The sequence below is a fragment of the Hespellia stercorisuis DSM 15480 genome (assembly GCF_900142165.1).
Taxonomy (GTDB): domain Bacteria; phylum Bacillota; class Clostridia; order Lachnospirales; family Lachnospiraceae; genus Hespellia; species Hespellia stercorisuis.
This window is the reverse complement of the sequence record NZ_FQZY01000023.1, coordinates 43,632-62,764: the sequence shown is the minus strand read 5'-3', so window position 1 is coordinate 62,764 and position 19,133 is coordinate 43,632. Positions and strand designations below refer to the sequence as shown.

At 47.6% G+C, this 19,133-nt stretch carries 22 protein-coding genes; 17 read left to right on the top strand and 5 right to left on the bottom strand.

Translation table 11 applies throughout. The features are described 5' to 3' along the window. Positions 1–164: 164 nt before the first annotated feature. Positions 165–1,094, bottom strand: a complete 930-nt coding sequence (gene arcC / locus BUB85_RS09210; RefSeq protein ID WP_073109011.1) for a carbamate kinase — start codon at positions 1,092–1,094, stop codon at positions 165–167. A 150-nt stretch (positions 1,095–1,244) separates the two neighbouring features. Further along, complete coding sequence (locus BUB85_RS09205) at positions 1,245–1,616, bottom strand: metal-dependent transcriptional regulator (RefSeq protein ID WP_073108980.1); 372 nt, start codon at positions 1,614–1,616, stop codon at positions 1,245–1,247. A 331-nt stretch (positions 1,617–1,947) separates the two neighbouring features. Between BUB85_RS09205 and BUB85_RS09200 the strand changes: the two genes are divergently transcribed. The 7 genes from BUB85_RS09200 to BUB85_RS09170 all read left to right on the top strand — a co-directional run bounded on the left by BUB85_RS09200 (position 1,948) and on the right by BUB85_RS09170 (position 7,291). After that, positions 1,948–2,160 (top strand): FeoA family protein, encoded by a 213-nt coding sequence (locus BUB85_RS09200; protein WP_073108972.1) that lies wholly within the window; start codon positions 1,948–1,950, stop codon positions 2,158–2,160. 18 nt (positions 2,161–2,178) lie between these two features. Beyond that, the gene (locus BUB85_RS09195) at positions 2,179–2,400 is read left to right on the top strand and encodes a FeoA family protein (RefSeq protein WP_073108966.1); all 222 of its coding nucleotides are present in this window, start codon (positions 2,179–2,181) and stop codon (positions 2,398–2,400) included. Positions 2,401–2,564: 164 nt separating this feature from the next. After that, positions 2,565–4,736: a ferrous iron transport protein B gene (gene feoB, locus BUB85_RS09190; RefSeq protein WP_073108959.1), complete on the top strand. Its 2,172-nt coding sequence runs from the start codon at positions 2,565–2,567 to the stop codon at positions 4,734–4,736. 69 nt (positions 4,737–4,805) lie between these two features. Continuing rightward, on the top strand, positions 4,806–4,961 hold the full coding sequence (locus BUB85_RS09185) for a FeoB-associated Cys-rich membrane protein (protein WP_073108953.1): 156 nt from the start codon (positions 4,806–4,808) through the stop codon (positions 4,959–4,961). A 28-nt stretch (positions 4,962–4,989) separates the two neighbouring features. Beyond that, positions 4,990–5,454, top strand: a complete 465-nt coding sequence (locus BUB85_RS09180; protein ID WP_242945392.1) for a Fur family transcriptional regulator — start codon at positions 4,990–4,992, stop codon at positions 5,452–5,454. Between the two features lie 206 nt (positions 5,455–5,660). Then, a complete protein-coding gene (locus BUB85_RS09175) occupies positions 5,661–6,221 on the top strand; it encodes a hypothetical protein (protein WP_159434634.1) in 561 nt (186 codons plus the stop codon). Between the two features lie 476 nt (positions 6,222–6,697). Continuing rightward, complete coding sequence (locus tag BUB85_RS09170) at positions 6,698–7,291, top strand: nucleotidyl transferase family protein (protein ID WP_242945391.1); 594 nt, start codon at positions 6,698–6,700, stop codon at positions 7,289–7,291. A 140-nt stretch (positions 7,292–7,431) separates the two neighbouring features. On the opposite strand, the gene BUB85_RS09165 is transcribed toward BUB85_RS09170, so the two are convergent. The 3 genes from BUB85_RS09165 to BUB85_RS09155 form a co-directional block, all read right to left on the bottom strand. Beyond that, positions 7,432–7,929: a DUF6106 family protein gene (locus BUB85_RS09165; RefSeq protein WP_073108932.1), complete on the bottom strand. Its 498-nt coding sequence runs from the start codon at positions 7,927–7,929 to the stop codon at positions 7,432–7,434. Beyond that, the gene (locus BUB85_RS09160) at positions 7,922–8,836 is read right to left on the bottom strand and encodes a PucR family transcriptional regulator (protein WP_073108927.1); all 915 of its coding nucleotides are present in this window, start codon (positions 8,834–8,836) and stop codon (positions 7,922–7,924) included. Before BUB85_RS09160 ends, BUB85_RS09165 begins: the two co-directional genes overlap by 8 nt. Positions 8,837–8,932: 96 nt before the next feature. Continuing rightward, on the bottom strand, positions 8,933–10,045 hold the full coding sequence (locus BUB85_RS09155) for an ABC transporter ATP-binding protein (RefSeq protein WP_073108921.1): 1,113 nt from the start codon (positions 10,043–10,045) through the stop codon (positions 8,933–8,935). Between the two features lie 228 nt (positions 10,046–10,273). Between BUB85_RS09155 and BUB85_RS09150 the strand changes: the two genes are divergently transcribed. From BUB85_RS09150 to BUB85_RS09105, 10 genes are all read left to right on the top strand, one after another. Further along, a complete protein-coding gene (locus BUB85_RS09150) occupies positions 10,274–10,912 on the top strand; it encodes a hypothetical protein (RefSeq protein WP_330392268.1) in 639 nt (212 codons plus the stop codon). Positions 10,913–10,977: 65 nt separating this feature from the next. Next, a complete protein-coding gene (locus BUB85_RS09145) occupies positions 10,978–11,496 on the top strand; it encodes a peptidylprolyl isomerase (RefSeq protein WP_073108918.1) in 519 nt (172 codons plus the stop codon). A gap of 148 nt (positions 11,497–11,644) precedes the next feature. Continuing rightward, positions 11,645–12,496: an energy-coupling factor transporter ATPase gene (locus tag BUB85_RS09140; protein WP_073108916.1), complete on the top strand. Its 852-nt coding sequence runs from the start codon at positions 11,645–11,647 to the stop codon at positions 12,494–12,496. Next, positions 12,481–13,329, top strand: coding sequence for an energy-coupling factor transporter ATPase (locus tag BUB85_RS09135; protein WP_073108913.1), 849 nt, complete (start codon positions 12,481–12,483; stop codon positions 13,327–13,329). The genes BUB85_RS09140 and BUB85_RS09135 overlap by 16 nt, the downstream gene beginning before the upstream one ends. After that, entirely contained in the window at positions 13,322–14,146 is an 825-nt protein-coding gene (locus BUB85_RS09130; RefSeq protein ID WP_073108911.1) for an energy-coupling factor transporter transmembrane component T family protein, read from the top strand. Before BUB85_RS09135 ends, BUB85_RS09130 begins: the two co-directional genes overlap by 8 nt. Positions 14,147–14,234: 88 nt before the next feature. Further along, positions 14,235–15,002 (top strand): tRNA pseudouridine(38-40) synthase TruA, encoded by a 768-nt coding sequence (truA, locus tag BUB85_RS09125; protein ID WP_073108908.1) that lies wholly within the window; start codon positions 14,235–14,237, stop codon positions 15,000–15,002. Between the two features lie 83 nt (positions 15,003–15,085). Beyond that, positions 15,086–15,832: a nickel pincer cofactor biosynthesis protein LarB gene (gene larB / locus BUB85_RS09120; RefSeq protein ID WP_073108905.1), complete on the top strand. Its 747-nt coding sequence runs from the start codon at positions 15,086–15,088 to the stop codon at positions 15,830–15,832. Then, positions 15,829–17,319, top strand: coding sequence for a nickel pincer cofactor biosynthesis protein LarC (larC, locus tag BUB85_RS09115; protein ID WP_073108902.1), 1,491 nt, complete (start codon positions 15,829–15,831; stop codon positions 17,317–17,319). The genes larB and larC overlap by 4 nt, the downstream gene beginning before the upstream one ends. Positions 17,320–17,388: 69 nt before the next feature. Beyond that, positions 17,389–18,219: an ATP-dependent sacrificial sulfur transferase LarE gene (gene larE, locus BUB85_RS09110; RefSeq protein ID WP_073108898.1), complete on the top strand. Its 831-nt coding sequence runs from the start codon at positions 17,389–17,391 to the stop codon at positions 18,217–18,219. Beyond that, positions 18,216–19,016: an MBL fold metallo-hydrolase gene (locus BUB85_RS09105; RefSeq protein WP_073108895.1), complete on the top strand. Its 801-nt coding sequence runs from the start codon at positions 18,216–18,218 to the stop codon at positions 19,014–19,016. The genes larE and BUB85_RS09105 overlap by 4 nt, the downstream gene beginning before the upstream one ends. Positions 19,017–19,133 lie beyond the last annotated feature (117 nt).

The following is a 19,133-nucleotide window of genomic DNA, read 5'->3' as shown; positions in this document are numbered from 1 at the left end:
TTTACACCTTTTGCCAGGCTTTTCGAAGCCTGGCATTTGTGTTTTTGCATAAAAAAGGAGCTGCGCACTAATTACTTAGTGCGACAGCCCCTTTTTGTATTATCAAGTGTGGTATTTGCGTAAAGTAAACCGCCACAGGCAAGCCGCGACAGCGGCCATAAGTCCTATGCGATAATAGTTCCGGCCTTTCCGGCTACACCCTCTTTTACCTTCTCAAAAGAGGTGATGAGTGCCTTGCGTCCTTCTCTCTCTTCAAGAAATTCCAAAGAAGCGCTGAACTTCGGCAGCATGTTATATGCACCAAAATGTCCCTGCTCCATGTATTCCCTGGCCTGTGCTGGGGATATTGCTCCAAGAGTCTCTTCCTTGTCCGTGCCCATATTGATACTCACCTGTTCTACGCTGGTGAGGATGATCAACTCATCAGCATCTATGCCTTCCGCCAGTTTTCCGGCGATCAGGTCCTTCTCGATGACGGCGCTTGCACCCTTCAGACGATGATCCTGCTGCAATACCGGGATTCCACCGCCGCCTGCGGCAATGACTACCTGATTGGCATCTAGTAGAGCTTTGACTGCGTCAATCTCAACAATCTTGACCGGGTTGGGGGCGGACACGACACGGCGGAAACCTTTTCCGGCTTCTTCGACCACGTAATTGCCTTTTTTGCGCTCCTCGCTGGCCTCCTCGGCGCTCATGTACCGTCCGAGTACCTTGGTTGGAGTGTAGAATGCTTCATCATATGGATCCACGATCACCTGTGTCAGAACGGTGCTGACGGTGCGGTAGATGCCGCGATCCAGCAGTGCCTCACGGATGCCGTTCTGGAGGTCATAACCGATGTATCCCTGACTCATGGCAGAGCAGACAGACATCGGTGCAGATGTATAATTATCGTGGGTTTTACCAAATTCATTCATGGCAGTGTGAATCATGCCAAGCTGTGGTGCGTTACTGTGTGTGATTGCAACCTGATATCCTTCTTCCACCAGATCAGCAATTACCTCTGCTGTTTTTTTGACCGCGGTCTTCTGTTCCGGGAGTGTGGTGCCAAGTGCACGGTGGCCTAATGCGACAACGACTCTTTTCTTCATATTCATATACCTCGATTCTTTTTACTTATTATAGGACCAGACTGCTGTCTGGAATACAGCCGAACATACCCCGGTATTTTACAGGGATGCTTACGGACGATTAAACATATGAAAATTATAGTATTCTTTGCGGGAAAAAGCAACCGAATCCTACTGTGCCTTGATATGTTTTTTCAGTGCGGCAAAGCTCTCTTTGCTGATGACGTGCTCGATCCGGCAGGCATCGCCGGCAGCAGTCTCAGGGCTGACCCCCATAGATTCGAGCCAGCTGGTCAGAAGCGTGTGGCGCTCGTAGATCATCCGGGCAATCTCACTGCCCGATTCCGTCAATGTAATGAACCCGGCATCGCTCACCTCGATCATATGCTTCTCACGAAGATTTTTCATGGCAACGCTGACGCTGGCTTTTGAAAAATTCAGTTCCGTCGCGATATCGATGGAACGGACAACCGGAAGTGACTGGCTGAGCATAAGAATCGTTTCCAGGTAATTTTCCGCGGATTCGTTTGTGTGTGTTTTCATAGATAAACTCCTTGTCATGTAATTGGTTTGGAACTGCACGGAATCATGGGGGTTGCGCTGCGCATTAAAAAACAGTTACAAAATTATGAGTTGTAAAGCCTGATTCTGAACAGTTACAATGATTTAATTTCTTTATACGAAAAGTTAGTCAAATTTAACTAAATTATATCATATACTAAAGGAAAACGCAATTTCAAAAGAAGCCTTATTGAGAAAAAATATCAAAAGTTAAAAAATACTAATAATAATTATTGACAACTCTCGAAAGTAAGGTTATACTAACCATGAAATGAGAGAGAAAAATTCATATCATTCAGAAAGAAGGTGCCGCATGATGCCTTTAACTATGGCTGACGTAGGTGAAAATATTACCATCAAAAAAATTGGTGGGAAAGATGAGACTAAGAAGTTTCTGGAAACTTTGGGATTTGTGGTTGGCGGTGTTGTGACTGTCGTGACAGAGATCAATGGAAACATGATTGTAAATGTTAAGGATTCCAGAGTTGCCATCAGTAAAGAAATGGCAAATAAGATTCAGGTTTAAGCGGTGTAAGGAGGAAATATGTTGACTTTAAAAGACATTTCTGTCGGTAAGACAGTAAAAGTGGTAAAGCTGCACGGTGAGGGAGCAGTCAAGAGAAGAATTATGGATATGGGAATTACAAGAGGAGTGGAGGTTTTTGTCAGAAAAGTCGCACCTCTCGGTGATCCGGTCGAGGTGACTGTGAGAGATTACGAACTGTCACTGCGCAAAGTGGACGCACAGATGATAGAAGTACAGTAATCAAGTATCGGAAAAACAGATAAGAAGTTTAAAAAATATTAGAAAATTAAAAAGGAATAAGCAGTGAGGCTGTAAAAAAAGCAGAGTCATCTGCATTTTTTTTAGAGAGATGGTTAGGAGATTCTAATCAATGTGAGAAAAACCTAACAAAAAGGAGAAGAAAGATGTCAATTAAAATTGCACTCGCAGGTAATCCAAACTGCGGCAAAACAACATTATTTAATGCTTTGACCGGTTCCAATCAGTTCGTTGGAAACTGGCCTGGAGTAACAGTGGAGAAAAAAGAAGGTAAGCTAAAAGGTCACAGTGATGCGATCATCGTAGATTTGCCGGGGATATATTCCCTTTCTCCATATACACTGGAGGAAGTGGTAGCAAGAAACTTTCTTATCACAGAGCGACCGGACGCGATTCTTAACATTATCGACGGAACCAATCTGGAGCGTAACCTGTATCTGACAACACAGCTTGTGGAGCTTGGCATCCCGGTGATCGCGGCAGTCAACATGATGGACGTGGTGGCGAAGAACGGTGATAAAGTCAACACAGCGAATCTTGCGAAAGAACTTGGCTGCAAGGTGGTGGAGATATCCGCATTAAAGGGAACTGGTGTAACAGAAGCGGCAGACAAGGCAGTTGCGGTCGCCAATGCCCGCAGAAGAATGATTCCGCAGCACAGCTTTGAGGGCTGCGTGGAGCATACGCTTGCCCATATCGAGGAGGCAGTTCTTCACGAGATGCCGGAAGAGCAGCAGAGATGGTATGCAATCAAGATTTTTGAGCGTGACGAGAAGGTGATGGCACAGCTGAACATCCCGGCGGATATTCAGAAACATATTGAGCAGGATATCAAGGCGTGTGAAGATGAGATGGACGACGATGCAGAATCTATCATCACCAACGAAAGATACGTCTACATAGGCACTATTATCAAGGACTGCTGTGTAAAGAAGAACAAAGGCGGTATGACCACATCGGATAAGATTGACCGCATCGTGACAAACAGATTTCTTGCACTGCCGATTTTTGCGGTGGTAATGTTTATTGTATATTATGTATCCGTGACAACGGTCGGAACTGTTCTTACAGACTGGACCAACGACACACTGTTCGGGGCATGGATTATTCCGGCGGCACAGAGCGCTCTGGAAGCAATCGGCTGTGCAGGATGGCTTACAGGACTGCTGGTTGATGGTGTGATAAGCGGTGTAGGTGCAGTGCTTGGTTTCGTACCACAGATGTTAGTACTGTTTGCATTCCTCGCATTTTTAGAGTCCTGCGGATATATGGCGCGTATTGCATTTATCATGGACAGAATTTTCCGCAAATTTGGTTTGTCGGGAAAATCTTTTATCCCGATGTTAATCGGAACCGGTTGTGGTGTGCCGGGAATTATGGCCTCCAGAACGATCGAGAATGACCGTGACCGTAAGATGACGATTATGACCACGACATTCATTCCCTGTGGAGCGAAGCTTCCGATCATTGCGCTGATTGCCGGTGCATTGTTTGGCGGAGCCTCCTGGGTGGCACCAAGTGCTTACTTTGTCGGAATCGCGGCAATCATCTGCTCAGGTATCATTTTGAAGAAGACAAAAATGTTTGCAGGTGATCCGGCACCGTTTGTTATTGAACTTCCGGCGTATCATATGCCGACCGTCATGAACGTACTACGCAGCATGTGGGAGCGCGGATGGTCATTTATCAAAAAAGCAGGAACAATCATTCTTCTTTCTACAATCGTAATCTGGTTTGCGCAGAGCTTTGGCTTTGCAAATGGTTCCTTCGGAATGGTAGAGGACATGAATGACAGTCTGCTTGCAGCAATCGGAGGTGCGATCGCATTTATCTTCACTCCACTTGGATGGGGAAACTGGAGATCAGCCGTTGCGGCAATCACAGGTCTTGTTGCAAAAGAAAACGTAGTGGCAACCTTTGGACAGTTATATGGTTTTGCGGAAGTGGCAGAGGACGGGACGGAAGTCTGGGGTTCTCTTGCAGGGAGTATGACGGCAGTGGCCGCATATTCATTCCTTGTATTTAACCTGCTGTGTGCACCGTGCTTCGCGGCAATGGGTGCGATCAAGCGTGAGATGAACAATGCAAAATGGTTCTGGTTCGCAATCGGATATCAGACCGTACTGGCTTATCTGGTATCGCTCTGTGTATATCAGATCGGTACACTGATCACCACAGGAACATTTGGAGTTGGTGTAATCGCAGCATTTGTAATTATGGCCGGATTTATTTACCTGTTGTTCAGACCGTATAAAGAGAGCAATAAATTTACCATGAATGTGTCCAGCGTTGACGCGAAAGCGAAGGCAAAAGCGTAAAATTGTGTGTGAGTAATGTGTAAACAGATGTTTGTGCCTGTATGAAAACAGGGCGGAAAGGCAGGTTTTATGGGAACAATCGCAGTTGGGCTAGGTTTGGCGGCAATCGTGACGTTAATCATCCGCCAGATGATCAAGGACAAAAAGGCGGGCAAGTCACTCCAGTGTGGAGGTGACTGCAAGCATTGCGGCGGGCATTGCTCGAGTAACAACGATGTAAGATAGCGAAATATGCAGACAGGAGGGAGCGCCGGTGGCTGATAAGCGAATAGAGCAGATACAAATGGAGACAAAGGCCTATCAGAATAATCAGATGACGAGAGAAAAAATTATAGAAAAGCTCAGGGAGAACAATTGCAGGATTACGAAGCAGCGGCTTCTGATTCTGGACATCATCCTTGAAAACCAGTGCTCCTGCTGCAAGGAAATCTACGCGGAGGCGTTGAAGTCGGATCCGAACATTGGAACGGCAACGGTGTACCGCATGGTGAATCGCCTGGAAGAAATCGGGGCAATCAGCCGGAAGAACATGTATAAGGTTGTGAATCCTGCGGTAGAGGGCGGAAAACAGGTCTGCACGGTAGTGCTTGACGATGAGACGACGTATATCCTGTCGGCAAAACGCTGGAAGGAAATCGTCAAGGCAGGTCTGTCTACCTGCGGATATCTGAAAAAACAGAACGTTGTGTCGATTATGATGTCACAGCGAGAAGCTTAGAAACGGTCTGCAATATTGCTGAGCCGCTGTCAAAGAGCCTGGCTCTCTGACAGCGGCTTTTGAAACGTCGATGGAACAGGGATGAAAAGACTACCCATGGGGGTAGGTTACAAATGACAACAATCATGATAGCCTTAGAGAGTACAATTCAACCTAGAAAATAAAGATTGGCAGTTCAGAAAATGAGGATTGAACCAAGGAGGGAAATGATGAAATTAAGAAAGTGTTTTTTAACAATAATGATGGTGTTTGTAATGGCATTTTCATTAACAGCATGCGGCGGCTCTTCGAGCAGCAAAGATACATCGACAGAGGCGAAAGCAGATAAAGAAGAAACAGATGAGGAAGATGTAGAAGAAGTCGATACAGAGGATACAAAAGACGCAGATGCAGAAGAAGACGGATCATGGTATGATTATTCAGATCTTCTGACCGTATGTTTCCAAGGCGTTTCGGATGCCGGAGAAGTGGCAGTATTCGTGGCATCAGATGATATGAGTTTTGCAGTACTTGGTGTTGCAGATCCTGAGTCTGCACAGTCTGTCAGCTTTGCAGGAGATCTTACAGAAGATGAAAGCACTGGATATCTGACAATTACAGATGAGACAAGTGAGCAGACACTTACATTTGAAGTGATAGATAATGGAGACGAAACATATACATTAGACATGGGCGACACAGGCAAATTAACAATTACCGCTTGTACACAGGACGAAGCATTTGAATTGCTTGATACATTAGACACTTATACAGAGCCTGTTTCATAGGATTACGCAAGGTTGATATTTGTACAAAAAAAGGAATAATCGTTTCGGTGTCTGGATCTGTTCGTTCCAACGCGTTAGCCAGTGCATCCGAACTTATCATTTTTAAAAGAATTAATAACTCAATATCTACAAAAATAGATGTTCAAATATGAGCGTCTATTTTTTTTCCAAAAAATGGAAAGGCGTATTCACGTATTAAGTGGCAGATGTGGACTGGTTCATTAAGGCAGACGATATTGTTTTAAAGGGGAAAGGTAATTAGACAGCAGGAAATCCGCAGAGTTATAATAACCAACAGATACAAGGTGAAAATAAGCAATTTATAAAATTGGATTTATGCATTGACTTTCTTGGCTCAAGTTCACAAATATCTTGGAATTTTGCCGAATCTGTACTATACTATAAGTACTGAGCAATTACAACATATGCCCTGTTCAGGATTGAACAGGGCATAAAGTTGCTTATAGGAGATTTATTTGGCAACAAAAGAAAGAGGGAGAATGATAATGGCAGAGATAGGCGTAGTTCACGGACGTTTTCAAATATTGCACTTAAAACATATGGAGTACCTGCTGGCAGCGAAGATGCGCTGTTCCAGATTGTATATTGGAATCACACACCCAGATGATCTGTATCTGGGAGGCCTGGAGGCAGACAGACATGGAATCCGGAAGTCGGACAACCCGCTGACGTATCTGGAGCGGTATGAGATGATCCACGATGCGTTGGTAGACTTCGGAGTGCGGAGAGAAGAATTTGAGATCGTACCATTTCCAATCACGAGACCGGAATACATTTTTGAGTATGCACCGAAGGATGCGACATATTTCATGAGTGTCTACGATTCCTGGGGCGAGATAAAATGCGAGATGCTCAAGAGCATGGGCGCAGATGTAGATGTACTCTGGAGAAAATCAGAAGAAGAAAAAGGCGTGACCGGGACAGATGTCAGAACCGCGATTGCGCTCGGGCGCGACTGGCAGCAGATGGTGCCGAGAACGGTATATGATTATATCCTGAAGAACGGGATAGATCAACGGATCAAAGACAATGCAGTGTTCACCGGATAGGAGATAATCCTGCCGGGTTATCCAAATGTTAATTGGGGACAGAGCAAAAGTGCAATTGGGGACGTAGTAAAATGTCATTTTACTACGTCCCCAATTGCACTTTTGCTCTGTCCCCAATTAACATCCTCGACGAATGCTGATTATGATAACCATAAAGTACGCGGAAGAAAGCTCTTCATATGCTGCAGCATATCATCATCTGGTGATAGTCGCACAGCAGTAGTCACATTCTCGATCGGAACAACCGCCACATAAGAAGTAACTGATGAATCTCCGGCTGAGCAGTCAATCGTCTTACTCGGATTGAAGTGGGCGAGCCGCTCGGATCCTTCCGGTGCGATGATCTCAGCCTGTTTCAGATCAAAAGAGATAACGCTTTTTCTTTTGGACTTATTCAGGATCTTATCAATCGTGATCTCATGGTTCAATATGGAATATTCGTACTCCACATGAAAGCCTGGGAAAATGAGGTAGTAACAGATGATTCCCAGAATCAGTGCAAGAAACAGAGCTGGAAATCCGATGATCATGGTTCCAGCGACGAGTATTGCGATCAGCACAATGAGCAGAATCTGCAGGACGCGCTGTGCGCCGCTCATCTTCCTGGAAACAAGTAATTCACAAAATGTATCATTCATAAGAGTTCTCCTTTTTCGCGTGTAAATAATTAATGACCATAGTAGCGAGCTTGAAGGTCAGGGCATCTTCGAAAATACGGATGTCCAGCCCGGTCATTTTTTGAATATGTTCAATCCGATAGATCAGAGTGTTCCGGTGCATGTGAAGCTGTCGGGCTGTCTCCGCGATGTTCAGATTGTTCTGGAAGAAACGGCTGACGGTGGTCAGAAGCTCCTCATCCAGAGCATCAAATGGATTGACGCCGAATACTTCCCGCAGAAAATTCTCGCACAGAGCGGGAGGCAGACGATAGATCAGACCGCCGATCCCGAGTCTGTTGTAAGGAATCACGGCGTATTCCGGATAAAACACCCGTCCGATCTGAATAGCAAGGCGTGTCTGTGAATAGGCCTCCGCGGAATCCGACAGATGAGAAAACAGATTGCTGTAGGCAACCTGGACAGAAGTCATGAGCTCGGAGCTGATGGTATCCACCACCGTGCGAGCTGTCAATTCGGCATCATCGGTTCCGGGTGCTTTGCAGGGACTGATGAGGACGATACGCTGACCATCCATCCGGACAATAAAATACTTATGGGACGATGGAAACAGATTTTTCAGCAGCTCTATGAAATTTTCATCCATCACATTCCGGGAGGCAATGAGAAACAGACGCCGTTCACCGTGTGCATCGATGTGAAAACGGGAGGCGCGGGCATCAATTTCCGGGCGGGAGACGGCTTCACCAAGAATACTCTGCAGAAAAAAGTCCCGGTTGTATTTTTCCTTATAGGCGGAAGACAACTGCCGCAGCTGCGACAGCGTCTGTTCCGGGTCCCTGCTATCCTCGGCATTGAGGTGCAGATCCAGACCGGTCGCGCTTCGCAGATCGTCCAGTGCCTTTTGTAATTTTTCCTGATCTGTCATGGTATCCTCCTGTGATGAAAATCAATACGGACAAAAAAACAATACGGATAAAAAACGGAGACAGGTCATCTGCCTGTCCCCATTTATTTTAAAGGATTAATCTGTAATCGTCAACTCAGTTTCTTTATCAAAGAAATGAATTTTTTCCATATCTAATGCAAATCTTCCTTTGTCACCGTTTCTCAGTGGTGTGCGGGGATTTACACGGGCTGTAACCTGTGTGCCCTCCACATCAAAGTAGAGGTAAACCTCTGCGCCGAGCAGTTCATAAACCTTGATCGTAGACTCTACGATGCTGTCAGGAGACTGTACAAGGAAGGATTCCTCATCATGGATATGCTCCGGACGGATACCGAGAACAACAGTCTTGCCGTCATAACCACCGTTGATCAAAGCTTTTTTCTTTGAGGCCGGTACCTTCAATGTGTAAGAACCAACCTGCAGGGATACGTCCTGTCCCTTGATTGTCACCGCTGCATCCAGGAAGTTCATCTGTGGAGAACCGATGAATCCGGCAACGAATAAGTTGCATGGGTTGTTGTATAAATTCTGAGGAGAATCAACCTGCTGAACGAGACCGTCCTTCATAACGACGATTCTGGTTCCAAGTGTCATAGCCTCTGTCTGGTCATGTGTTACGTAGATGATGGTTGCGCCCAGTCTCTCGTGGAGCTTGGAAATCTCGATACGCATCTGAACACGAAGCTTTGCGTCCAGGTTGGAGAGCGGCTCATCCATCAGGAATACCTTAGGATTACGAACGATGGCACGTCCCATGGCAACACGCTGTCTCTGTCCACCGGATAAAGCCTTTGGTTTACGATCTAATAATTTGTCCAGATCAAGGATTCTGGCTGCTTCGCGAACCATCTTGTCAATCTCGTCCTTTGGCACTTTACGCAGCTTTAATCCGAAAGCCATATTATCATATACGGTCATATGCGGATACAGAGCATAGTTCTGGAAAACCATGGCGATATCGCGGTCTTTTGGCTCCACATTATTCATTGTCTTGCCATCAATTTCCAGTGTACCGCCGGAAATCTCTTCCAGTCCGGCCACCATACGAAGTGTAGTAGATTTACCACATCCGGAAGGTCCTACGAAGATGATAAATTCTTTGTCGTCGATGTCCAGGTTAAAATCTTTTACTGCTACGAATCCGTTTGGATATACTTTTTCAATACCTTTTAAAGATAAACTTGCCATGATAAATAGCCTCCTTAAATTCTGATACTGCTCGTCACTCTTGAGAGCAGGCGTTTGTTTTTGTTATGAATTCAGTATAGAGAAAAAACGGAAAATACACAATGTCACGAGTAACTAAAAAAATGGAAAGAAAGTGTACAGATTAACTATTGTATATGGTATACTCAATTCTGAGAGAAAAACTATCGGAATAGCATAGAAAGAGACAACGTGGATAGAAGACAGAAAATGGAGTGTAATGGTATGCAAAATGAACTGGAATACTACAAAATAGGAGATTCATTTGGCGGAAATCAGGAGTGGTTTCGAAATGTACTGATGTACATGGGCGGCTGTGCGGCTGCAACAGCCTGTGACAGCTGCATCTATCTGGCACTCAGACAGGGAAAAGAAAAATTATATCCTTATGATATCCATCATCTGACAAAGGAAGACTATATTCAGTTTTCGATGGTCATGAAGCCGTATCTCAGACCGCGGGTGCAGGGCATCAACAAACTGAGTCTCTATATAGAAGGATTTGCCAAATATCTTCATGACACGGGAATGCAGGAGCTGAAGATGGGAGGGTTTCCCGGAGAATACAGCGCCGAAAAGGCGGCACAGCAGATAAAGAACCAGATTGACAAAGGGTTTCCGGTGCCTTACCTGATGCTGCATCACACGATGCGAAAGTTCAAGGACTTCAACTGGCATTGGTTTTTGGTGGTCGGATATGAGGAGACAGCGTCGGATTTCAAAGTGAAGGTAGCGACCTACGGAGAGGCGACTGTATTCTCACTGGAGGAACTCTGGAACACAGGTTTTGAAGAAAAAGGTGGAATGATACTTTACGAATGGGAAAAAATTGGTTACAATATAGGTTAGCATACACTAAGATGGTCTTTTGCACAGAGGTGCGGCGGGCCACATAAAAAGGAGAGGTATTGATTATGGCAAATCCAGTAGTTACATTTGAGATGGAAAACGGAGACATTATGAAAGCAGAGCTGTATCCGGAGATCGCACCGAATACAGTGAATAATTTTGTATCATTGGTAAAAAAGGGATATTATGACGGGCTTATATTTCACCGTGTAATTCCGGGCTTCATGATTCAGGGCGGCTGTCCGAGCGGAACAGGAACAGGCGGACCTGGATACAACATCAAGGGAGAGTTCAGTCAGAACGGATTTGAGAACAATCTGACACACGAGCCGGGAGTGCTTTCCATGGCACGTGCAATGCATCCGGATTCAGCCGGATCTCAGTTCTTTATTATGCATCAGAACTCCCCACATCTGAACGGTGCTTATGCGGCATTCGGAAAGGTGACAGAGGGAATGGACGTGGTGAACAAGATTGCTGCGGTACAGACAGATTACAGCGACAAACCAATGCAGCCTCAGGTGATGAAAAAGGTTACGGTCGACACCTTCGGTGTGGAGTATGATGAGCCTGAGAAGGCATAAATTTACAGTAGAACGGCAAAGGCGCTTCGATAGAAGTGCCTTTTGTAAAATGAGAAATGTTTCGCAGGTGGAAAAAGTCTGAGATACAAGTACTGTCCGGCGTCAGTTTACTGACAGCACAACAGGAATAAATAAAAGAGGTAGAACTATGGAAATGATTCAAACGGAAGATCTGGTGTTTGAATACGATAAGCATGATGAGGAAGGCAATGTCATCGGGAAAAATACAGCCATCGATGGCGTGAACATAGATATTGAGCAGGGGAGCTTTGTGGCGATTCTGGGGCATAACGGTTCTGGAAAATCGACCCTTGCAAAGCATATCAATGCGATTTTAGTCCCCAGTGGCGGAACGATGTGGGTGGATGGGAGTGACACGAAGGATCCTGACAAATTATGGGATGTCCGCCAGACGGCCGGTATGGTATTTCAGAATCCGGACAATCAGATCATCGGAACGATTGTGGAGGAGGATGTGGGCTTTGGGCCGGAGAATCTGGGGGTGCCGACGGAGGACATCTGGACGCGTGTGGAGGAGAGCCTGCGGTCGGTGGGAATGCTGGAATACAGACACCATTCTCCAAATAAGCTGTCCGGTGGACAAAAACAGCGTGTGGCCATCGCGGGAGTGATCGCCATGCGCCCGAAATGTATCGTGTTGGATGAGCCCACCGCGATGCTGGACCCGAACGGGCGCAGAGAGGTTCTGCGCACGGTGGAGGAGCTGCGCAAAAAGGAAAATGTGACAGTGATTCTGATCACCCACTATATGGAAGAAGTTATCGACGCGGACAAGGTATGCGTCATGGACAGCGGACATGTGGTGATGGAAGGAACCCCGAGAGAAATATTCAGCCGGGTGGATGAACTGAAGAAGTACCGTCTGGATGTACCGCAGGTGACCATGCTTGCGGATGAACTGCAGAGCAGAGGCCTGGATATTCCGAGCGGGATTCTGCGGACAGAAGAACTGGTGGAGGCATTATGTCAATTAGATTAGAACATCTGAATTATATATACAATCCCGGAACGGCGTATGAGAGACAGGCTCTGACAGATATCAATCTGGAGATCCCGCAAGGACAGTTTGTGGGCGTGATCGGACATACTGGCTCCGGAAAGTCCACCATGATCCAGCATCTGAATGGACTGATCCGGGCGACAAGCGGGAAATTATACTACGAGGATCAGAACATTTACGACGAGAATTACGATATGAAAAAGCTGCGGAGTCAGGTGGGGCTGGTATTTCAGTACCCGGAGCATCAGCTCTTTGAGGTGGACGTTATCACGGATGTCTGTTTTGGACCGAAGAATCAGGGATTTTCTCCAGAGGAGTGCAGGAAGAGGGCAAAAGAGGCACTCGAGTTGGTCGGATTTCCCGAAAAGTACTATGAACAGTCCCCGTTCGACCTGTCGGGCGGCCAGAAGCGCCGTGTCGCTATCGCGGGGGTGCTTGCTATGCAGCCGAAGGTTCTTGTTCTGGACGAACCGACTGCTGGACTGGATCCGAGAGGCCGGGATGAGATACTGGACCAGATTGCACTGCTGCATGAGAAGACAGGCTTGACAGTGATTCTTGTATCGCATAGTATGGAAGATATCGCAAAGTACGTGGACCGTATTGTTGTGATGAATCAAGGGGAGAAGATGCTGGACGGTGTCCCGCGCGAGGTGTTCTCCCATTATAAGGAACTGGAAAAAGTCGGGCTTGCGGCACCACAGGTGACCTATATCATGCATGCGCTGGCTGAAAAAGGAATGAAAGTAGATACCGATGTAACCACGATTCAGGAAGCAGCGGATGAGATAATGAGGCATTTTCATGATTAGAGATATTACGATCGGACAATATTATCCGGCAAACAGCATACTGCATAGATTAGACCCGAGGGTGAAGATCGTCTGTACCCTCCTGTTTTTGATCTCGCTTTTTCTGCAGAAGAGTATTCTGGGGTATGTGGTGGCGACCTTGTTTCTGGTCATCGTCATCCGGGAGTCCAAGGTACCGTTTAAATTCATTGTAAAAGGGCTTAAGCCCATTATACTGCTGCTTTTGATTACGGTGGGATTCAATCTGTTTTTGACGGATGGTCCGGTTGTGCTGGTGAAGTTCTGGATATTCCGGATTACGGACACCGGTCTTGAGACGGCTGTGTACATGGCAATCAGACTGATGTATCTGATCATCGGTTCGTCGCTGATGACATTTACAACGACGCCGAATGAGCTGACGGACGGAATTGAGAAGCTTCTTCACCCGTTAAATAAGATCAAGGTTCCGGTGCACGAGATTGCCATGATGATGTCGATCGCCCTCCGGTTTATCCCGATTCTTCTGGAGGAGACGGACAAGATCATGAAAGCGCAGATTGCAAGAGGTGCAGATCTGGAGAGCGGCAATATTATTCAGAAAGCAAAGAGTATGATCCCCATTCTGGTGCCGCTGTTCGTGTCGGCGTTTCGCCGTGCTAACGACCTTGCCATGGCGATGGAATCACGGTGCTACCGCGGGGGCGATGGCCGGACGAAGATGAAACCACTGGTTTACAAGAGCAGAGATCGGATGGCCTATGCGGCGATGATTGTATATATGGTGCTGATCGTGGTGATAGGGCGGTTTGTGCCGTTTCATATCTGGATCTTCTGACCGGGAGCAGAGCCTGAGTCTGGAGTGGAGCCTATGAAGTCACTTTGAGAAAAATGAGAAAGCATCTATGAAAATATAAGGAAAATCTATGAAAAGAATCAGACTTACGGTGGCTTATGACGGCACCGCCTACTGTGGCTGGCAGGTTCAGCCCAACGGAATCACAATAGAAGAAGTTATCAACCGGAAGCTTGGCGGACTGACGGGGGAGGATATCACGATCATCGGTGCAAGCCGGACAGATTCCGGTGTCCATGCGCTGGCCAACGTCGCGGTATTTGATTCCGACACCACGATCCCGCCGGACAGAATGGCCATTGCGCTGAACCAGAAGCTGCCGGATGATATCGTAATCATAAAATCTGAGGAAGTACTGCCGGACTGGCATCCGCGATATCAGAAGAACATCACAAAGACTTATGAGTATCATGTGACGAACGCACCGTTCCCGAATCCGCTGAAGAGACTGACCAGTTTCTTTGTCTCCTATCATCTGGATATTGGGAAGATGCGCGAGGCAGCAGGGTACATCGTGGGTGAACATGATTTCGCAAGTTTCTGCAACATACGGACGAATGCACTGACAACGGTGCGAAGGGTGGACGAACTGTCCATCCGGCAGGAGGGGGAGGACATCACATTCCGCATTTCCGGGAATGGGTTTCTCTACAACATGGTCCGCATCATCGTCGGGACCCTGCTTCGGGTAGGGCGCGGGTTCTATACGCCGGAGCAGGTGAAGGAAATCGTGGAGGCGAGAAACCGCAAGGCTGCCGGAGTTACAGTTCCGCCGCAGGGACTTGTACTTGTGGAGATTGATTACCATGAGGATGAAACGCAGAAGATTGAGCAGTAAAATCGTATTTTGTACAGAATGGAAAAGCATATTTTTTCAAAATGGTATCATCATAAGAAAAAGTGCTGGAGGAGTGATAACATATGGAGACGGCAGAGGTATTACAAAAAGTAAAATCCGGGGAAATATCCGTGGAGGACGCCGAGCGCTATTTTCGCAAAAAACCATTCGAGGAGATGGGATATGCAAAGCTCGATACACATAGAAAAATCAGGTCGGGTTTTTCGGAAGTGATTTTTTGCAGCGGGAAAGCGGATGAGCATCTGCTGCGCATTTTCGGAAAACTGTATGAGGAGGATGGCGAGGTTTTCGGAACCAGAGCCACAAAGGAACAGTATGAGATGATCCGGGAGCGGTATCCGCAGGTGGAGTATGATGAATTGTCGCACATTCTCAAAATCGAGAAGCCGGAAAAAGAGAGAAAAGGTCTGATCGCAGTCTGTACCGCAGGGACGGCAGATATTCCGGTGGCCGAGGAGGCAGCGCAGACCGCGGAATATTTTGGGTCCAGTGTCGAGCGTGTGTTTGACGTGGGAGTAAGCGGGATCCACCGGCTGCTATCCGAACTGGATGTCATTCAGAAAGCAAACTGCGTGGTTGCGGTTGCCGGGATGGAAGGCGCGCTGGCAAGCGTGATCGGAGGTCTGGTGGACAAGCCGGTCATCGCGGTGCCGACCTCGGTGGGATATGGTGCCAGCATGCACGGTCTGTCGGCACTGCTGACAATGATCAACTCCTGTGCCAACGGGATCTCGGTGGTCAACATCGACAATGGATATGGTGCCGGGTATGTAGCAACGCAGATTAACAGATTAGGAGTAAGAGAATGAGCAATACACTGTATTTAGAATGTTATTCGGGAATCAGCGGGGACATGTCTGTTGCGGCGCTGATCGATCTGGGAGTAGAAAAAGAGATGCTGGTGAAGGCGCTGAAAAGTCTGCCGCTGGACGGATATGAGATTCAGATCAGCAGAAAAAAGAAGGCCGGACTGGATGTCTGTGATTTTGATGTAGTGCTGGATGCAGCACACGAAAATCATGATCACGACATGGCGTATCTGTATGGAAAAGAGCAGCCGGAGATGCATGTGCATGTTCATCAGCACGACGCCGATCATGAGCATATGCATCATTCCGGGCAAGGCGAAAACAGTGCATGTCCTCACAGTCATGAACATCTTCACAGCCCGGAGGATGAGACGGGACACGATCATCATGAGCATGTTCACGGAACGCAGGATCATAACCATGGAACGCAGGACCACGAGCACGGAACCCACGCACATACCCACGGAGCCCACGATCATGTGCACAGGGGTCTTGCAGATGTCACGAAAATTATCAACGGTTCCGGTCTGACGGAACGGGCAAAGAACATAGCCATCCGCATCTTTACCGTTCTCGGCGAGGCGGAGGCGAAGGCCCACGGCGAGACACTAGAGAGCGTACATTTTCATGAGGTGGGAGCGGTGGATTCCATTGTGGACATCGCAGCGATTGCGGTCTGCATGGACGCATTGGACATCGAGGATGTGATCGTGCCGGAGCTCTGCGAGGGAAAAGGATTTGTCAGATGCCAGCACGGTGTACTTCCGGTGCCGGTGCCGGCAGTGGCCAACATCGTGACGGCGAACGGACTGCGCCTGCACATCACAGACATGCAGGGAGAGATGGTGACGCCCACAGGAGCAGCATTTGCCGCCGCAGTGAAGACATCGGATGTGCTTCCGGAGGAGTTCGCGATTAAAAAGATAGGAATTGGGGCAGGAAAGCGTGAGTACGAGCGACCGAGTCTGCTGCGTGCAATGTTGATTGAACCGATAGAAAATACGAAGCAGTCAGACGCAGATTCCAGCAGTGATGTCGCGGATTATATTTACAAGCTGGAGAGCAATATCGATGACTGCACCGGCGAGATGCTGGGGCTCGCCATGGAAAAATTGTTCGAGGCCGGGGCGAGGGATGTCAGTTACATGCCGGTGTTCATGAAGAAGAACCGTCCGGCGTATCAGCTGAATGTAATCTGCAGCGAGAAGGATGTTTCTGCATTGGAGCAGATCATATTTGAGGAGACGACCACTATCGGAATCCGCAGAGTGAGGATGGAGCGCACGATTCTGAAAAGAGAGATGGCGCTCGTGCAGACATCATTCGGTGAGGTGCGTGTAAAGGTCTGTGATTTTGACTCCGGGACGCGCTGTTATCCGGAGTATGAGAGCGTAGCGAAGATCTGTCGCCAGCGGAATCTGTCCTATCGTGATGTTTATATGGCGGTTCACCGCGAGTGTGAAGCGCTGCAGCGAAGAAACGTATAAATCCCGCAAGGGGAGATCAGGCAGATTTCCGGCATCCGCTCGACAGATGCCGTGACAGATAGGAAAAAAATGAACACATACGAAGAAAAATGTAAAGAACTGAAAGAAATGATCGATGGATATACGAAAAAAAATCTGATGATTGCATTTTCCGGGGGAGTGGACAGCAGTCTGCTCCTTTCTCTTGCGTGCGAGAGTGCAAAGCAATATGGAACCACAGTCTACGCCGCCACGCTGCACACCATGCTTCATCCTATGAATGATCTGGAGGAGGCGAGGAGGACGGCACGCGAGGCAGGAGCGGAGCATCTGGTGCTGAAAGTGAATGAACTGCAGGATGCCGGGATACTGCACAATCCGGTGGACCGCTGTTACCGATGTAAAAAATGTCTTTTTCAGCAGGTGCAGAAACAGGCGGAGGAGCTGGAAATTGATGTGATTCTGGATGGGACCAACGAGGACGATCTGCATGTGTATCGTCCCGGAATCCGTGCGCTGGGAGAACTTGGAATCATCAGCCCGCTTGCGCTGACCGGCATGACGAAGGCGGAGGTGCGGCGGCTGGCGAAGGAGAACGGCCTTGCGACCTCATCGAAGCCGTCCACACCGTGTCTTGCGACCAGATTCCCTTACGGAACACAACTGGAGGAGTCGAAGATGAAGCAGGTGGAAAAAGGGGAGGCATATCTGAAAACTCTTGGATTTTATAATGTGCGTCTGAGAGTCCACGGGGATACTGCAAGAATAGAGGTGGACCGGCCGGATATCGGAAAGATGGCAGAGAAGAGCGGGGAAATCGTGGCATATCTGAAATCGCTGGGATACCGCTATATTACCGTTGATCTGGAAGGATTCCGGTCCGGCAGTATGGATTTGGAAGAATGGAGGGAGCAAAGATGAGACTGACAATTCTGGGAACCGGAAATGCTATGGTGAAGGAGTGCTATAATACCTGTTTTGCGCTGACGCAGGACGGGCAGCATTTTCTGGTGGATGCGGGAGGCGGAAACCGGATCATGAAGGTGCTGGCAGACACGAATATCGATGCGGTGGATATCCATGATATTTTTATTACCCATGAGCATATAGATCATCTGCTGGGATGCATCTGGATGATCCGGGTGATCGCGACGAAGATGAATCAGGGGAAATATGAGGGTGACCTGCGTATTTTCTGTCACAGCGGTTTGGCGGACACGATAAGAACCATCGCGGGGCTGACTCTGCAGAAGAAAATGTGTGCGCATTTTGATGAGCGCATTCAGTTCGTTCCGCTGCAGTCGGGAGATCAAGCGGAAATCCTGGGATGTCCGGTCACCTTTTTTGACATTTTTTCGACCAAGGCAAAGCAGTTTGGCTTCACCCTTCGGACAGGGGATGGCAAAAAGTTTACCTGTGTCGGGGATGAGCCTTACAATGAAAAGGATTATGAGTACGTGAAGGGCAGTGACTGGCTGACGCATGAGGCGTTCTGCCTGTACGGGGAGGCGGACAAGTTCAAGCCTTACGAGAAGCACCACAGCACCGTGCGCGAGGCGTGCAAGGTGGCAGAGGAGCTGAAGATCCCGAATCTGATTCTTTATCACACGGAGGAGACCCATCTGGCAGAGCGGAAGGAATTGTATATAGCGGAGGGGCAGGAGTATTATCACGGCAATCTGTATGTGCCATATGACCTGGAGACATTTGAAATATAAAAGCGGGTACAACGTTTTCAAAATAACCCGGCCAATCACCCCGAATGGTCTGGTTATTTCTGAAACGTTGTACTAGTCAAAAAGCTCAAGATGTGTTATATTTTTCTAGGTAAAATA